At 73.1% G+C, this 15,145-nt stretch carries 14 protein-coding genes and 1 tRNA gene; 1 reads left to right on the top strand and 14 read right to left on the bottom strand.

Annotated features, from left to right (window positions below):
• Nucleotides 1-12 precede the first annotated feature (12 nt).
• The 3 genes from OG776_RS25690 to OG776_RS25680 are packed head-to-tail and all read right to left on the bottom strand — an operon-like array spanning nucleotide 13 to nucleotide 2,112.
• The gene (locus tag OG776_RS25690) at nucleotides 13-432 is read right to left on the bottom strand and encodes a type II toxin-antitoxin system death-on-curing family toxin (protein WP_148008635.1); all 420 of its coding nucleotides are present in this window, start codon (nucleotides 430-432) and stop codon (nucleotides 13-15) included.
• On the bottom strand, nucleotides 429-629 hold the full coding sequence (locus OG776_RS25685) for a hypothetical protein (protein WP_148008636.1): 201 nt from the start codon (nucleotides 627-629) through the stop codon (nucleotides 429-431). The genes OG776_RS25690 and OG776_RS25685 overlap by 4 nt, the downstream gene beginning before the upstream one ends.
• Before the next feature lie 43 nt (nucleotides 630-672).
• On the bottom strand, nucleotides 673-2,112 hold the full coding sequence (locus tag OG776_RS25680; RefSeq protein ID WP_148008637.1) for an MFS transporter: 1,440 nt from the start codon (nucleotides 2,110-2,112) through the stop codon (nucleotides 673-675).
• 227 nt (nucleotides 2,113-2,339) lie between these two features.
• Here OG776_RS25680 and OG776_RS25675 point away from each other — a divergent pair.
• Nucleotides 2,340-2,411, top strand: a tRNA-Cys gene (locus OG776_RS25675).
• A gap of 145 nt (nucleotides 2,412-2,556) precedes the next feature.
• Here OG776_RS25675 and OG776_RS25670 read toward each other — a convergent pair.
• The 11 genes from OG776_RS25670 to OG776_RS25620 form a co-directional block, all read right to left on the bottom strand.
• Nucleotides 2,557-2,919 (bottom strand): DUF6479 family protein, encoded by a 363-nt coding sequence (locus tag OG776_RS25670; RefSeq protein ID WP_329322590.1) that lies wholly within the window; start codon nucleotides 2,917-2,919, stop codon nucleotides 2,557-2,559.
• A 175-nt stretch (nucleotides 2,920-3,094) separates the two neighbouring features.
• Complete coding sequence (locus tag OG776_RS25665; protein WP_329322589.1) at nucleotides 3,095-4,273, bottom strand: SUKH-4 family immunity protein; 1,179 nt, start codon at nucleotides 4,271-4,273, stop codon at nucleotides 3,095-3,097.
• 343 nt (nucleotides 4,274-4,616) lie between these two features.
• On the bottom strand, nucleotides 4,617-4,784 hold the full coding sequence (locus OG776_RS25660) for a hypothetical protein (protein ID WP_329322588.1): 168 nt from the start codon (nucleotides 4,782-4,784) through the stop codon (nucleotides 4,617-4,619).
• On the bottom strand, nucleotides 4,781-7,087 hold the full coding sequence (locus OG776_RS25655) for a xanthine dehydrogenase family protein molybdopterin-binding subunit (RefSeq protein ID WP_329322587.1): 2,307 nt from the start codon (nucleotides 7,085-7,087) through the stop codon (nucleotides 4,781-4,783). The genes OG776_RS25660 and OG776_RS25655 overlap by 4 nt, the downstream gene beginning before the upstream one ends.
• Nucleotides 7,084-8,613 carry a (2Fe-2S)-binding protein gene (locus OG776_RS25650; RefSeq protein WP_329322586.1) on the bottom strand — a complete coding sequence of 510 codons (1,530 nt, stop codon included), beginning with the start codon at nucleotides 8,611-8,613 and terminating at the stop codon, nucleotides 7,084-7,086. Before OG776_RS25650 ends, OG776_RS25655 begins: the two co-directional genes overlap by 4 nt.
• A complete protein-coding gene (locus OG776_RS25645) occupies nucleotides 8,610-9,503 on the bottom strand; it encodes an FAD binding domain-containing protein (protein WP_148008641.1) in 894 nt (297 codons plus the stop codon). The genes OG776_RS25650 and OG776_RS25645 overlap by 4 nt, the downstream gene beginning before the upstream one ends.
• Before the next feature lie 281 nt (nucleotides 9,504-9,784).
• Nucleotides 9,785-11,449, bottom strand: a complete 1,665-nt coding sequence (locus OG776_RS25640) for a beta-N-acetylhexosaminidase (protein ID WP_329322585.1) — start codon at nucleotides 11,447-11,449, stop codon at nucleotides 9,785-9,787.
• 7 nt (nucleotides 11,450-11,456) lie between these two features.
• Entirely contained in the window at nucleotides 11,457-12,302 is an 846-nt protein-coding gene (locus OG776_RS25635; protein ID WP_148008643.1) for a carbohydrate ABC transporter permease, read from the bottom strand.
• Nucleotides 12,299-13,243 (bottom strand): carbohydrate ABC transporter permease, encoded by a 945-nt coding sequence (locus tag OG776_RS25630; RefSeq protein WP_148008644.1) that lies wholly within the window; start codon nucleotides 13,241-13,243, stop codon nucleotides 12,299-12,301. The genes OG776_RS25635 and OG776_RS25630 overlap by 4 nt, the downstream gene beginning before the upstream one ends.
• Before the next feature lie 4 nt (nucleotides 13,244-13,247).
• Nucleotides 13,248-14,567, bottom strand: coding sequence for an extracellular solute-binding protein (locus OG776_RS25625; protein WP_148008645.1), 1,320 nt, complete (start codon nucleotides 14,565-14,567; stop codon nucleotides 13,248-13,250).
• Nucleotides 14,568-14,800: 233 nt separating this feature from the next.
• Nucleotides 14,801-15,097: a DUF3039 domain-containing protein gene (locus tag OG776_RS25620; protein ID WP_010986534.1), complete on the bottom strand. Its 297-nt coding sequence runs from the start codon at nucleotides 15,095-15,097 to the stop codon at nucleotides 14,801-14,803.
• Nucleotides 15,098-15,145: the final 48 nt, after the last annotated feature.

Here is a 15,145-nt window from a genome sequence, read left to right as displayed (position 1 = left end):
ATGCGACCCACCTCACAGGGCGCGCAGCCGGGCCGCGATCACGCCGAGGGCGGTCTCCTGGCCGGACGCCACGTCGATGACCAGGTCGTACGCCGTCGCCTGGTCGCAGCCGCCGAGGTCGACGCCGTTGACGGCGAGGAAGGTGGCGGCGGCCAGCCAGGCCGTGCGCTTGTTGCCGTCGACGAAGGGGTGGTTGGAGGCGAGCCCGTGCAGCAGGGCCGCGGCCTGTTCGTGGAGGTCGGTGTGGGCGGAGACGCCGAGCATGCGGGCGCGCGGGCGGTGCACGGCGGAGGCCAGCAGTCCGGGCTCACGCGTCTCGGGGGCGGTGCCGCCGAAGGCGATCCGGGCGATGTCCGTCACCTCGGCGACGGTGAGGTGACGCGTCGGCCGGCTCGGGTCCGCGGTGTGCGCGGCGGTGTCGGCCGGGGTCATTCGCCGAGCCTGCGCAGCAGTTCGGCGTGGTCTTCGGCGAGCCGGGCGGCGAGAGCGCGGACGTGCGCGCCCTCCTCGTGCAGATACCGGCGTACGGCGTCCACGGCGACCTCCTCGGGGGAGCGGTCCCGCGCGTCCGCGAGGTCGGCGAGGGCTCGCGCGAGGCCCGGGTCGAGACGGAGCGACAGATCTTCCACGGCGTCACGGTAGGGCCGGCCGGCCGCCGGGGTCGAGCCGGTTTCACGGCCGGTGCTCCCGCAGCCGGGTCGTCACCCAGGCCCCGGCCAGTGCCACGGCGGCCATCGGCAGGAACACGACGGCGAAGGCGGCGGGGTGGGAGTCGGCCGCCGCGCCGGCCGTGTCCGTGACCGTACCGCCGCCCAGCACGGCGAAGGCCGCGCCGCCCGCCGCGAGCAGGACGATGTCGGAGAGGGCGTCGGAGATCTGCAGCGAGGCGGAGTTGGCGCCGGCCTCCTCGGGCGCCGAGAGCCGGAGCAGCAGCACACTGGTCGAGGCGATCACCAGCCCCATCCCGAAGCAGCCGAAGGCCCAGGCGACCGCGACGGTCCACACCGGCACGGCGTGCACCAGCACACCGGGCACGGCGGCGATCGCGGCGGCGACCAGCAGCATCCCGGAGAACATCAGCCGTTCCCGGTACGGCTCCATGCGCGGCCTCGACTGCACGTACGACCCCAGCGCCCAGGTCCCGCCGCCCGCCGCGAGCGAGAACCCGGCGAGCGTCGGCGACAGGCCGCGCTGGGTGACGAGCATGAGCGGCACGAAGGACTCGGCGGCGACGAACGAGCCGGCCGCGACCCCGCGCAGCAGCACCACGGAGGGCAGACCGCGCGCGGCCCGGTAGGTGCCGGCCGGGAGCAGCCGGCGCACGGTGGGGACGAGCAGGGCGGCGCCCGCCGCGGCGGGGACGAGCGACAGCGGGCGCAGGTCCTGGGCGGCGTACTGGAGCAGTCCCGCGCCGAGGGCGATCCCGAGCGCCGCGCGGATGCGCCGCCGGTCCGGGGGCGCGGCGGTGTCCGTCGTCCGGCCCCGGGTGCGCCGCCGTATCTGGGGCAGGGCCAGGGCCAGCGGGAGGACGACCAGGACCGGTATGCCGACGAAGACCCAGCGCCAGCCGAGGTGTTCGGTGACCGCGCCCGCCGCGAGCGGCCCGACCACGGACGGCACCACCCAGGCCGCGGCGAAGCCCGCCATGATCGAGGGCCGCAGCCGTTCCGGGTAGGCCTGCCCCACGACCACGTACAGCGCGACGATCACCAGGCCGCCGCCGAGGCCCTGCACCGCCCGTCCGAGGACGAACAGCCCCATGCCGCCGGCCGTGCCGGAGAGGATCAGGCCCGCGGCGAAGGCCCCGATCCCCGCGGCCAGCGAGGCCAGCGGGCCGTCGCGGTCCGACCACTGGCCGGCGAGCACCATCCCGAACAGACTGGTCGTGAAGTACCCGGAGAACGCGAAGGCGTAGAGCGCGACCCCGTCGAGTTCCCTGGCCGCCACCGGCATCGCCGTGCCGACCGCCGTCGCCTCGAACGCGATCAGCAGCACGACGGAGACGATCCCGACACTGAGCGACCGGTAGGGCCGGCTCAGCACGCCCTCGCGGGCCGCGGCGTCGTCCTGCGTCGGCGCGCCGGCGGCATCCCGTGGTTCCAGTGCGGTCATGGCCGTCAGCGTAAGGGGCACAACCCGTGCTGACTCCTGTCCGAAGACCGTGATCAGCTGGTTCTTTGGTCGTACGACCAACCGGGCCGCCGGCCCCGCGACCCGTTTCGTGAACGCCGTGTGGCAGTCCCGTTGCGGCGGGCCCGGACCCCTTGAGCGCCGCCCGCGCGCCCGCCTACCGTCGACGCATCAGGTTCGGAACGAGTGAGCCGTGCCGCACCTGACACGGCCGTGTGCCCGAGTGGTTCAGGGACTCGCCTGCAAAGCGAGTTACGCGGGTTCGATTCCCGCCACGGCCTCCGGCGCCGCAGGCCCCCTCCGCGGGGCAGGCGAAAGGGGCTCCGCGCGTGGTGTGTCCGCGCGGGCCCCGGTGGGGTGGGGCGCCGCCCACGGCCGGTGCCGACCGGGCCGGTGTCCCTGCGGTCTCAGGTGTCTCAGGTGGTCTCAGTGAGGGCCCAGGCCGCCGCTGCCGAACGAGCCGCTGCCGCCCTCCGCCCAGCGCCGCCGTTCCTGGGACGCGCTCGGCCTGGACGCCGAGTGGGCGAGCTCGTACGGGGTGAGGGCCCGGCCGTTCTTGTCCACCTTGGGGATCTCGGCGGGCTCACGGAACTCGCGGACCTCGTGGACCGCGCCCTCGGGTGGCAGTTGTGGCTGCTCCTCGGGGCGTGGAAGCTGCTGGCTCGACCGTATGCGGCAGCCCAGCCAGAGACTGCCCGCCAGCAACGTCACGAGGGCCACGGCGACCAGGAACAGCCCGAGGCTGAGCAGGCCACTGGGCGCTGCCATCTCCATCGATGCAGTACTCATATCAGTGAAATACCCACAAATACCCTCCCGAATCGGACGCCCGTGCTCCAGGCCGGCCCGTCCGGTCCCGACAGCGCGGTCCGGTCGGTCCGGTTCGGCGCAGTCGGGCCCGTCCGTCTCCGCGCCACGCGGCCGACGAGCCCGTGCCGTGACCCGGTCCGCCCGGCCGGCAGGGCTACGCGTACAGCGTGCCGCCCGCCTGGTCCTCGAATATCTCCGGCCAGTAGCGCCAGCCGTCGTCGCCGTCCAGTCTCGGGGTCGGGTCGCAGGCGACCGGGTCGACCGCGGCGAGGGTCTGCGCCATGGTGGCGGCGAGCTGCTCGTAGGAGTCGGTGAGGTCGTAGGCCGCGTCGATCGACTTCTCCCGGTGCAGCAGCCAGAGGGTGAAGGCGAGCGTGGAGATGTCGGCGTTGAGCGGGCGCAGCGTGGCGTCGGGCTCGCTCCAGGCGAGGACCGCGCCCGTGGCCCCGTCCACGACGAGGCTGGTGTCCTCCAGGAGGTACCCGAGGCGGATGAGCCGGTCCGCCGTCACGGGCAGCTGCTCGGCGGTGAAGGCCTCGGGGCGCTCGTCCGCGTAGTACTCGGTGAGGGCCGGCAGCGGCACCTCCGTGTCCAGCTGGAAGAGCAGCCCGTCCTCCGGCAGGCCCGTCTCGCGCAGGAAGCGGCGGGTCGGCTCGTGCACGAGCGCGGGGGGAAAGTCGACGTCCTCGAAGCGCATGATCGCGCCCGGCCCGAACTCCTCGTCCAGCAGCCGCTGCGGAAGGTCGAGCAGGAGCCCCTCACCGGGGCCCGCGATGCGCGCGAGCGGGCGGATCAGCGCGGCCATCCGCCAGTACGCCGCCACCTCGCCGCCCGCGCCCGTCTCGAAGACCTCGGCCAGCGATTCTGAGGCCTCGGTGACCGCCTTCGGGCCGAACCGGTCCCGGTAGGACGCGAACCGGCCCCGGGACGCGGTCAGTTCCTCCGTCGCGGCCGCGAAGCGCACCAGCGCCTCCAGGGACGGGGCCAGCGGGGCGAGGTCCATCAGGACGGGGTGGGAGCTGAGGTGCGTCGTGGCGACCCTGCCGGTCGACCCGTCCAGCACGATCGATTCCAGGTCCCGGTCGACGGTCCGCAGCGCCCCGATGACCAGCTGGTCCCGGAGCTCCCCGGCGAGCTTGTCGGCGTCCCCCGCCAGCTCCGTCACCCTGCGCAGACCGTGCTCGCGCAGCGCGCCGAACTCCAGCAGTGTGCCGTCGGACGGCAGTCCCGGACCGGTCAGCCAGTGCCGGGTGTCCAGGTGTGTGACGTACGGATCCAGCTCGCCCTCGGTCAGCGTGATCGCGCCGACGACATCGGTGTCAGTCGTGCTCATGGCTCCCCCGCGCATGTGAACGCTTGTGTGCTTCCCCCGGAGAACACCCCACCGCCCCGCGGCTGTTCCCCACTGACCGAGAACCATACGCCGCCGTACTGACAACGCCGGAAACACGCAGGCACACGACGGGCACAGCCGGGAAACACGCCGGTTCAAGCCACCCTTCGCAGGATCCCGGCACCCGCGGCGGGCCCCCCGCCGTCACGTGTCAGGTGCGCGAGACCCACCGCGCCGGAGCCCGTGTTCGGATCGCGTGTTCGGATCACCCGCCCGGCGACGCCCGCCGCCGGCGCTCCCGGCCCGGCGCGACGAGCTCGCGGGGCCGTCCCGCGGGCCGTCCTCAGGTGAAGTACACGCCGCCCAGTACGACCGCCAGCGCCGCCACGAAGAACAGCAGCACCCAGATCATCAGCTTGCCGACACTCGGCGGCGGCTCGAAGCGCGGCAGGTCCCCCTCGCCGTCCCGCGGCTGCCGGGGTTCCTGCTCCGGGGGCCCCGACGCGGTCATGCGGTGGTCACCACGGCGGCCTGCGGGCGGATCGGGAGGCGGTTGACCGGGCGCCCGGTCGCCGCGCGGACGGCGGACGCGACAGCCGCCGGTGAGGTGACGACCGGCACCGCGCTGACCGCCTTCGCGCCGAAGGGCGCGACGACGTCCCGCTCCTCGACGAGCTTGACGATGCGGATGTCGGGCGCGTCCAGGGCTGTCGGCAGGGCGTAGCCGGTCAGGTCGGGGTGGCGGACCAGGCCGCGCGCGGTGCGCAGGTTCTCGGTGAGCGCCGCGCCGACGCCCTGCGTGACACCGGCCTCGATCCGCGCCGTGAGCTGCGCCGGGTTGAGGATCCGGCCGACGTCCTGGGCGAGCGCGAGTTCGACGACCCGTACCGAGCCCAGTTCGATGTCCACGTCCACCACCGCGCGGATCGCGCAGAACGCGAGGCCCACGAAGGCGTCGCCCTGCCCCGCCTCGTCCAGCGGCTCGGTCGGGTGCGGGCGGCACTGCGCGGTGGCCCACAGCTCCTTGCCGTCCATCGCCTCGGTGACGGTCGTGGAGAGCACACCGTCGTACGACGTGATCTTGCCGTCGGTGATCTGGAGCAGCTCGGTGGACATCCCGAACTTGTGCGCGAGGGGCTGCAGCAGCTGCGTACGGACCATCTTCGCCGCGCGTTCGACCGCGCCGCCCGACACCCAGGTGTGACGTCCTCGGCAGCTGGGGCCGGCGGGCGGCTGGTCGGTGTCGACCGGTGCCACGTGCACCTCGTCGATGCCGAGCGTCTCCTGGACGATCTGCCGGGCCAGCGTGGTGAAGCCCTGGCCGGTCTCGACGGCCGCGCAGAGCACGGTGGCCACGCCGTCGTGGACCTTGACCGTGGCCGTGGAGACCTCGTCCGCGCCCTCCGCGCCGAGCATGTGGACCATGCCGAGGCCGTAGCCGACGCCGCGGCGCACGGCGCCGGGCTCGCCCGCGCCCTCCGGACCGCCCGGGAGCAGCCACTCGTCCTCGGGGGTGTCCTTGGGAAGCGCGGGGAGCGGGAAGTCCCGTACGGCCTGGAGGAGTTCCGCGACAGGGGCGGGGCACGTCACCGTCTGGCCGGTCGGCAGCACGTCACCGGTCGCCATGGCGTTGCGCAGGCGCAGCTCCGCCGGGTCCACGCCGAGCTTCTTCGCGAGCTTGTCCATCTGCGCCTCGTAGGCGGCGCAGACCTGCATGGCGCCCTCGCCGCGGACATGGCCGGAGGGCGGGTTGTTGGTGCGTACGGCCCAGCCCTCGATGAAGGCGTTCGGGACGACGTAGGGGCCGCAGGCGAAGGAGACGGCGGCGGCCAGGGACTCCGAGGAGGTGTCCGCGTAGGCGCCCGCGTCGAGCAGGATCTGCGCCTCGACCTTCACCAGCTTGCCGTCGCCGTCCGCGTGGTGGCGGTAGCGCAGCAGCGTGGGGTGGCGGTGGGCGTGGCCGAGGAAGGACTCCTCGCGCGTAGCGGTGAGTTTCACCGGGCAGCCGGTCTTGAGGGCCAGCAGTCCCAGCGGGAGCTGGAAGCCCTGGTCCTCGCGGTCCGCGGTGGCGCCGGGCACCCCGGTGACGACGACCTTCACGCGCTCGGCCTCCAGGCCGTAGCAGGCGGCGGCGGCGTCGCGGTCGGTGTGCGGGTCGGTGGAGGCGATGTAGAGCTCCACGCCGCCGTCGGGGCGCGGCACGGCGAGGCCGGCCTCCGCGCCGATCGGGGCCGGGTCCTGGCGGCCGATGCGGTAGAGGCCCTCGACGACGATCTCGCCCGCGGCGTCGGGGTCGCCGTGGCGCAGCGGGATGTGCCGGATCAGGTTGCCGTCGGGGTGCAGCGGTTCGGCCTCGAAGGCCTGCTCCGGGTCGGTGACCGGGTCGAGCACCTCGTACTCGACGATGACGGCGGCGGCGGCCATCCGGGCGGTGTCGGGGTGGTCGGCGGCGACGGCGGCGATGGGCTCGCCGTGGTGGCGCACGACGTCGGACGCGAAGACGGGGCGGTCGGCTCTGCCGCGGCCGTGCAGGGCGGTGCCGGGCACGTCCTCGTGGGTGACGACGGCGCGCACGCCGGGCATCTCGCGCGCGTGGGTGGTGTCGATCGACAAAATGCGCGCGTGCGGGTGGGGCGACCTGAGGACGGCCGCCCAGAGGAGTCCCTCGGCCCACAGGTCGGCCGCGTACGGGAAGGTGCCCTCGGTCTTGGCGCGGGCCTCCGCGGCGGGCAGCGACACGCCGAGCCCGTGCGGCAGCGGCTCGGGTCCGGTCCCGGTCGCCGTGGCGGCCGCTGTCACGGTCTCGTTGCTCACGACTGGCCTCCGTCCTGGCCGTAGGGCTGCTCGTACGGCGTCCGGCCGTCGTACGCGGCGGGGTCCTCGTACGCCGACGGGTTGACTCCCCCGGCGCCGGGGCCCGCCTGGTGCGGGATGCGTGGTTCGTCGGTGTCCGGCGCGGACTCCGCGGCGGCGGCGCTGTGCGCCTCGCGTTCGGCGACGACCTCGCGCACCGCGTCCAGGACCCCCCGGTAGCCGGAGCAGCGGCACAGGTTGCCGCAGAGTGCCTGGCGTGCCTCCAGTTCGGTGGGGGCGGGGTTGCCCTCCAGGAGGTCGTGCACGGTCATGGCCATGCCCGGTACGCAGAAACCGCACTGCACCGCGCCGCACTTGGCCAGCGCGCGCTGCACGTCCGAGGGCCGGCCGTCGGCGGCCAGGCCCTCCACGGTGCGCACCTCGCTGCCGGCGGCGGTGACGCCGGGCACCAGGCAGGACGCCACGAGGCGCCCGTCCACCTGCACGTTGCAGGCGCCGCACTCGCCCTGCGAGCAGCCGTCCTTGGCGCCCGCGAGGCCGAGCCGCTCGCGCAGTACGTAGAGCAGCGACTCGCCGATCCAGGCGTCGGTCACCGGGCGGTCGGTGCCGTTGACGCGCAGGACGTACGAGGCGAGGGGGTGGTCGTCGTGGGCCGTCAGCGCGCCGACGGGCTCGTCGGCGGCTTCGAGGGCGGCGGCTTCCGCGTCGGCGGCCGCGGGGTCGTCGTCGCCGGAGACGGGGCCGGTTTCCCGCGCGTCGGGGGACGTGGCCGGGTCACCCTCGGCCGCCGGGGGTCCGGTGACCGGCCCGGAGGTCTCGTGAGCGCGTTCCACGGCGTGCTGGACGGCCTCGGGGGGCGAAGCGGCGGACTCCTGCCGGGCGGCCGTCCCGGGGGCCCCAGCGGCCTCAGGAGCGGCCGGCGGTGCGGCCGACCAGGGTTCCCCGATGGTCTCCGTCGTCGCCCAGGGCGCGGACGCGCCGCCGGGGAGCGTGGCGGGCGGGGTGCCGCCCCACTGCTCGACGAGCGCCGAGGTGGTGAACTCGCCCGATTCGTCCGGAAGATCGCCTCCGGCGACCGGGATCGACCACTGCCCGGTGACGTCGTGCCCGGCCGCGTCGCCCGCGCGGTGACCGCCGGCCGCGCCCTCCCGGGCCGCCTCCCCGAAGTCCCACTGGCCGGTGGCGCCCGGGTGGTACGAGAACCCGTCGTGGCCGGTCCGGTGCTGTCCGGTGTCCTGCCGCGCGGTGTCCTGTCCGGGCCACCCGGCCGGCTCGGCCTGCGCGCCCCACGCGTCCGTGCCGCCCTGGTCCTGCGACGGGGGCGCCGCGGCGATCTCCGGGGGCACGTAGCCGTGCCCGGGCGCCGCGAGCGGGCTGTTGCGGTCCCGTTCGGCGAGCAGGGCCTCGATGCCCCCCTCGGGGAGCTTGACGAACGCGGTGGCGCCGTCGTCGTAGTCGCCCTGCGGGAGGGGGTCCCAGCGGCCCCTGCCCTGCGGGGCGCCCTCTTCGTGCTGGTCGTCGGTCACGACAGTGCCCTCCCCAGTGCTCGTCGGGCCAGCGCGGCGACGGTGCGGCGCAGATGCAGTACGGCGGGCGGAAGCGGTGGTACGGAGCCGTCCTCGGCCGGGACCGGGTCGGGGATGCAGGCGGCGGCGACGTACTCGCCGAACGCGGTGAGCGCCTCCGGCACGATCGCGCGGTTGTTGTCCCAGTCGATCAGCTGGGCGACCCATGCCTCCGCGTCCAGGGGACGCAGCGGCATCGGCGCTATGGCGCCGACGGCGCAGCGCACGCCCCGCCGGGCCGGGTCGAGGACCAGCGCGACGGACGCGATCGCCCGCCCGGGACCGGTGCGTCCGGTCGCCTTCAGGAAGACCTGCGGCGCGTGCAGCAGCGGAACGCGGACGTAGCCGATGAGTTCACCGCCGCGGAGCATCTCCATCCCGGCGAGCAGGTGCGACACCGGGATCTCCCGGCGGGACCCGCCCTGGCCCGCGATGACCAGGGTGGCCTCCAGGGCGGCCAGCACGGGCAGCGCGTCGCCGGTGGGCGCCGCCGAGGCGATGTTGCCGCCAAGGGTGCCCGCGTTGCGGATCTGTGGCGGCCCCGCGGCGCGCGCGGCGGCGGCCAGCGCGGGGATGAGGGCGGCGAAGTCGGGACGCCCCATGCGGGCGTGGGTGAGGCCGGCGCCGAGCAGCGCGTGGCCGTCCTGGTACTGCCAGCCGCGGATCTCGCTGATCCGGCCGAGGCCGACGAGGGCGGCGGGCCGCAGCTGGCCGGAGTTGACGGCGGCCATGAGGTCGGTGCCGCCGGCCACCGGGACGGCGGCGGGCATGGCGGTCAGTGCCGCCACTGCCTCGTCCAGCGAGACGGGCAGCGTCACGGCCTGCGCCGCCTGCGGTGCGTGCGTGGTCAAACCGGCTGCCCCTTCCCGCTGCCCCACCTGGTCCCACCCGTGTTGCGCGTACGGTACGTGCTGACAGGGCGGACGTGGCAACTCTGGCACATCTTCCCCGGCCCCCGACGCGGGGGTCCGCTAGGAGGCATTCGCCCCCCTCACCTGGGAGATGGTCCGTTTTCGTACGGCATCGCCGGTCAGTGCGCATTGCCACTCTTCGGTGAGCCTTGGGGGCCTTTTTCCTCGTCGGGCCCCCTCGGGGCGGCCGGGGGTCCCGGACACGCCGCCCGGGACCCGCCTCACACGTTCGGGGGCGCCCCCTCGATCGGGCGTCCGAGCACACCCGGGCGCTTCTGCCACGGGAGGGGACCTCCGGGCGGCCGGTAGGCCACTCCCAGGGCGTCAAGTCGCCCGTAGTGGACGGCCATCCGCCGCTCGAAGCCGGCGAAGTCGCGCTCGGCGGGGGCCGGGAGCGCGCTCCAGGCGACCTCGGCGAGGGCCGCGAGGCGGGGGAAGACCTGGTAGTCCACGCGCGCGGGGTCCTCCATCACCTCGGTCCACACGTTGGCCTGAGTGCCCAGCACATGCCGTGCCTCCGCCTCGGTGAGCTCGGACGGAACGGGCTCGAAGCGGTAGACGTCCTCCAGGGTGCGGACATAGGCGATGGGCACCGGTTCGTCCTGGCCGGCGTCCTGGCGGTAGTCCAAGTACACCTGCTGCTCGGGGCACATGACGACGTCGTGGCCCGCCCGGGCGGCCGTGACGCCGCCCTGGTACCCGCGCCAGGAGGAGACCGCCGCGCCGTCCGCGAGACCGCCCTGCAGGATCTCGTCCCAGCCGATCAGCCGACGGCCGCGTGCGGACAGCCAGTTGTCGAAATGCCGGACGAACCAGGACTGCAACTCGTCCTCGTCCGCGAGACCCAGTTCCCCGATACGCGCCTGCACGGCCGGCGACCGCTCCCACTGGTCCTTGGCGCACTCGTCGCCGCCGATGTGGAAGAAGTGCGAGAAGGGCCCGGCGTCCGCCGGGAACAGGCCGAGGAGTTCCTCGAACACCCCCTCGTAGAAGCGCAGGGTGTCGTCGGTGGGGGCGAGTACGTTCCTGGAGACGCCCCAGGAGTCCCAGACGGTCAGGGAGGCGGTGTCGACGACGTCGGAGTTGCCCAGTTCCGGATAGGCGGCGATGGCCGCCTGCGAGTGTCCCGGGATGTCGATCTCGGGCACGACACTGATATGCCGCTCGGCCGCGTACGCGACGATCTCGCGGATGTCGTCCTGGGTGTAGAAGCCTCCGTGCGGCTTCTCCTCCCACAGCGGCGAGGCGCGGTGGCCGAATTTCGTGCGCGCCCGCCAGGATCCGACCTCGGTCAGCCTCGGGAAGCGATTGATCTGAACACGCCACCCTTGGTCGTCGGTGAGATGGAAGTGGAAGACGTTGAGTTTGTGCGCGGCCAGCAGGTCGAGGTACCGCAGGACGCCTTCCTTCGGCATGAAATGCCGGGACACGTCGAGCATGAGGCCGCGCCAGGGGAATCGCGGGGTGTCCTCCACGAGGCCCGCGGGCACGGTCCAGCGCCTGCCGGGCGTGAGGCCGGCGCGCCGGAAGGCGTCGGGGCCGAGCAGCTGGCGCAGCGTCTGCGCTCCCCAGAAGACACCGGCCGGGCCGCCGCCGTGGAGGGTGACGGCGTCCGCGGCGACCTCCAGCCGGTAGCCCTCGGGGCCGGCGTGGTCCGCGCCCGGCGGGCCGATACGCAGGCGGATCACCTCGCGACCCTCCCCCGTCCCGGGTGCCAGCGCGAACCCCGTCACGGCGCCGAGGGTGGCCCGCAGCCAGCGCGCGACCCCCTCCGTGCCCGGGCCCGCGTCGATCACGGTGGCCTCGCCGATGACGAAGCCGTCCGCACCGGGAACGCGCCGCTCGGCGCACGGCGCCGGAATCAGCGCGGAATCCGTCGTGTCCATCAGTCCATCAGTCCTTCACCGCTCCGCCGAGGCCGGAGACCAGTCGTCGCTGTACGAGTACGAAGAAGATCAGCACGGGAATCGTCATCACCGTGGAGGCCGCCATCACGCCGCCCCAGTCGGGCTCGTCGGGCTTGTAGAAGACGAGCAGGGCCATCGGCAGGGTGGACTGCGAGGTGTCGCTGATGATGAAGGACTTGGCGAACAGGAAGTCGTTCCAGGCCGAGATGAAGGAAAAGACACTCGTGGCCACCAGTCCCGGGAGGACGAGCGGGAAAAGGATCTGCCAGAGGAATCGCGCACGGCTCGCTCCGTCTATGTACGCGGCCTCCTCCAGCGCCGCCGGTACGGCCTTCACGAAACCCCGCAGCATCCAGATCGCGAAGGGCAGCGAGAAGGCGATGTGGGGCAGGATCAGGGAGCCCAGTGTGTTCAGCTGTCCGAAGTCCCGCATGAGGAAGAACAGGGGGATCGTCAGCGCCTCCACGGGCACCATCTGGGCGACCAGGAACATGATCAACAGGGTGGTCCGGAAACGGAACCGGAATCGCGTCACGGCCGTCGCCGCGAGAAACGCGATCAGCGCCGAGACGACGACCACCGAGCCCGCCACCACGACGCTGTTGAGGAAGTAGCGGCCGAATTCCCGCTGTCCGAACACCCGTCGGAAGGAATCCAGGGAGGGCGAAAGCGTCCAGGGCCGGGGCTCGGTGGACTCGATCTCACCGGCCGGCTTGAAGGCGCTGAGCACCATCCAGAAGAGGGGGAAGGCCACGACCACGGCGATCAGCAGCGCGGACGCCTCCGCGGCGAGCCGCCCCGGCCGGCGCACGGCGATGCGCGGAATGCTCACAGTTCCTCCCCCTGCCTGCGCAGCAGTCTCAGGTACACGAGGGTGACCGCCAGCAGGATCACCAGCATGACCACCCCGATCGCCGAGCCGAGGCCGTACTGCGAGGAGGCGAACGCCTTCTGGTAGGCGTAGACGTTCAGGACCAGGTTCTGTCCGGCGATGCCGCCTCCGTTCGTCATCACGTAGATCTGCGTGAAGACCTTGAAGTCCCAGATGACCGACTGGATGGTGACGACCACCAGGATCGGCCGGAGCATCGGCGCGAGCACCGACCGCCAGATCCGCCACTGCGAGGCACCGTCCAGCGCGGCCGCCTCCAGCACCTCGGCCGGTACGGCGCGGATCCCCGCGTACACCGTCACCATCACGAACGGGAAGGAGCACCAGACCACTTCGAGCAGGACCAGGGCGAAGGCGCTGTAGCGGCCGTACGTCCAGGAGTGGTCCCCGAGGCCGAGCATCCGGTCGACCGGACCGAAGTCGGGGTCGAAGAGGAACAGCCAGACGGTGGAGCCGGTGACCGCCGGGGTCGCCCAGGCACCCAGCGCGGCCAGCATCAGCGCCAGCCGGGGCAGGGCCCGCACCCGGGTGAGGAGCACCGCGAGCGCGCAGCCGACGGCCAGCGTGGAGACCACGCAGGCCGCCGCGAAGACCAGGGTGGCGCCCAGCACCTGCCAGAACTGGTCGTCGGCGAAGAGCGCCGAGTAGTTGCCGAACCCCTCGAAGGCGGTCGGCTCGCCCCCGCTGACCTGCGCCTGGGTGTAGCGCAGGAGGGAGATCAGGCCGAGCTGGTAGACGGGGTAGACGAGCAGCCCGCCGAGCACGACGAGGGCGGGGGCGAGATACAGCCAGGGCGTCGGGCCCGCGCCGCTGCGCCGGCGCCGGGCCGGGGCCCGTCCGGTGACCGGCGCCCGTCCGGCCACGGCCTCCTGCGTGGTCATCCGCTCAGCCCGCGGAGCTGAACGCGTCGTTCATCTTCTTGGCGGCGTCCTCCGAGGCCGCCCGTACGTCCTTCTTGCCGCTGATGACCTCCTGGAACATGGTCGGCAGGACCAGCGAGGAGTCGATCTGCGACCAGGCCGGCGACGCGGGCACGAACCGGGCGCCGGAGGCGAGCGTCTTCACGAAGGGCGCGACGAACGGCTGCTTCCTCGCCACGTCGTCCCGTACGTCGGTGTACGTGGGCAGGAACCCCATGGCGTCGAAGAGCGCGGCCTGGGTCTTCTTGCCCGCCAGCTCCTCCATCAGGCCGACGGCGAGGGTGCGGTGCGAGGTGCTCCGCAGGACGCCGAGATTGTTGCCGCCCGCGAACGCCGGCGCGATCTGCCCCGCCTTCAGGCCCGGCAGCGGAACCACGGCGTACTTGCCCTTGACCTTTCCGGCCTCGATCGCGGCATGGCTGAAGTCGCCGCCGATGGCCATGGCCGCCTTGCCCGAGGAGAAGGCGGTGACCGTGTCGTTGCCGGTCATGCCCGCGCACTTGGCGGCCGGACAGTTGTCGTCGCCGAAGAGCGAGGTGTACGCCTTGATGCCCTTCCGGGCGGCGGCGCCGTCGATGGCCGCCGCGTACGAACCGCCCTTGCCCTGGGCCAGTTCGCCGCCCTGGGACCAGATGAACGGCATCGCGCCGTAGGTGTAGGCGCCGCCGACCGCGAGTCCGTACAGGTTCGGCCGCGCCGCCCGCACCTGCCGGGCCGCGGCGGCCAACTCATCCTGGGTGCGGGGTACTTCGATGCCGAGGTCCTTGAGGATGTCGGTGCGGTAGTAAAGGGCCCGGACGCCGACGAAGAAGGGCGCGCCGTAGATCTTCCCGTCCACCGTCACCGACTGCCTGGCCGTCGGGTCGGTGTCCTTGGACTCGCTCCAGTCCGCGAACTCCCCGCTGATGTCGGCGAGTCCGCCGTCCTTGACGTACCCGGCGGTGTCCGTGTTGCCGTACTCGATGACGTCCGGGGCGCTCTTCGGGTCGTTGAAGGCGGCCTTCATGCGCTGGGCGCGGGTCTCCACGGGGATGTACTCGACGGTGACCCGGGCGCCCTTGTGCGCCTTCTCGAAGGCGCCGACGGCGGCGTCCACGACCTTCTCCTTCGGCGCGTTGCTGACCTCCTGGAAGAGCCAGACACGTACCGTTCCGGTCCTCTCGTCCTTCCCTGAGGCGGAGTTGCCGGAGCTCTGGGGGGCGCAGGCGGTGGCGGTGAGCACGCCGACGGCCAGTGCCGTCGCGACGGCGGCCGTGCGGACGGAGAGGTTCAGCGGGAGCTTCATCGAGCGTCCTCCGGTGGGGGTGCGTTGCAACATGCGCAATGGGGGTTTTGCTCTGCACAACACACCGGAGGCTATGGAGTACATGAACATGCCCACAAGAGGTCTCCACCACTCTGTGACCACAGGAGGCACTCCGTGCAACGCGCGCACGACAGGACCGCGGCACCCCGCACCGGGATGCCGCGGTCCTGCTCGCTCCACGCGCCGAGCCGCGCCGCGAGGGCGCGGGGACGCTACTTCTTGTCGCCGCCCTTGTCCTTGTCGCCACCGGCGCCCATGGACTCGTAGATCTCCTTGCACATGGGACACACGGGGTACTTCTTCGGGTCGCGGCCCGGGACCCACACCTTGCCGCAGAGGGCCACGACGGGCGTGCCGTCGAGGGCGCTCGCCATGATCTTGTCCTTCTGGACGTAGTGGGCGAAGCGCTCGTGGTCCCCGTCGCCGTGCGACACCTGCGGCGTCGGCTCCACGAGGGTCCCCGTCCCAGTGCCGCGCTGGGGCTGGGTCTCAGGCTCAAGAGTGCTCATGGGAGCAAGGGTAATCAACGACGCGCCGCTACAGCGACGGGCCCGCGT

Origin of the sequence: Streptomyces sp. NBC_01689 (genome assembly GCF_036250675.1) — a bacterium.
In the GTDB taxonomy this organism is placed as follows: Bacteria; Actinomycetota; Actinomycetes; order Streptomycetales; family Streptomycetaceae; genus Streptomyces.
This window is presented reverse-complemented; position numbering and strand designations above follow the sequence as displayed.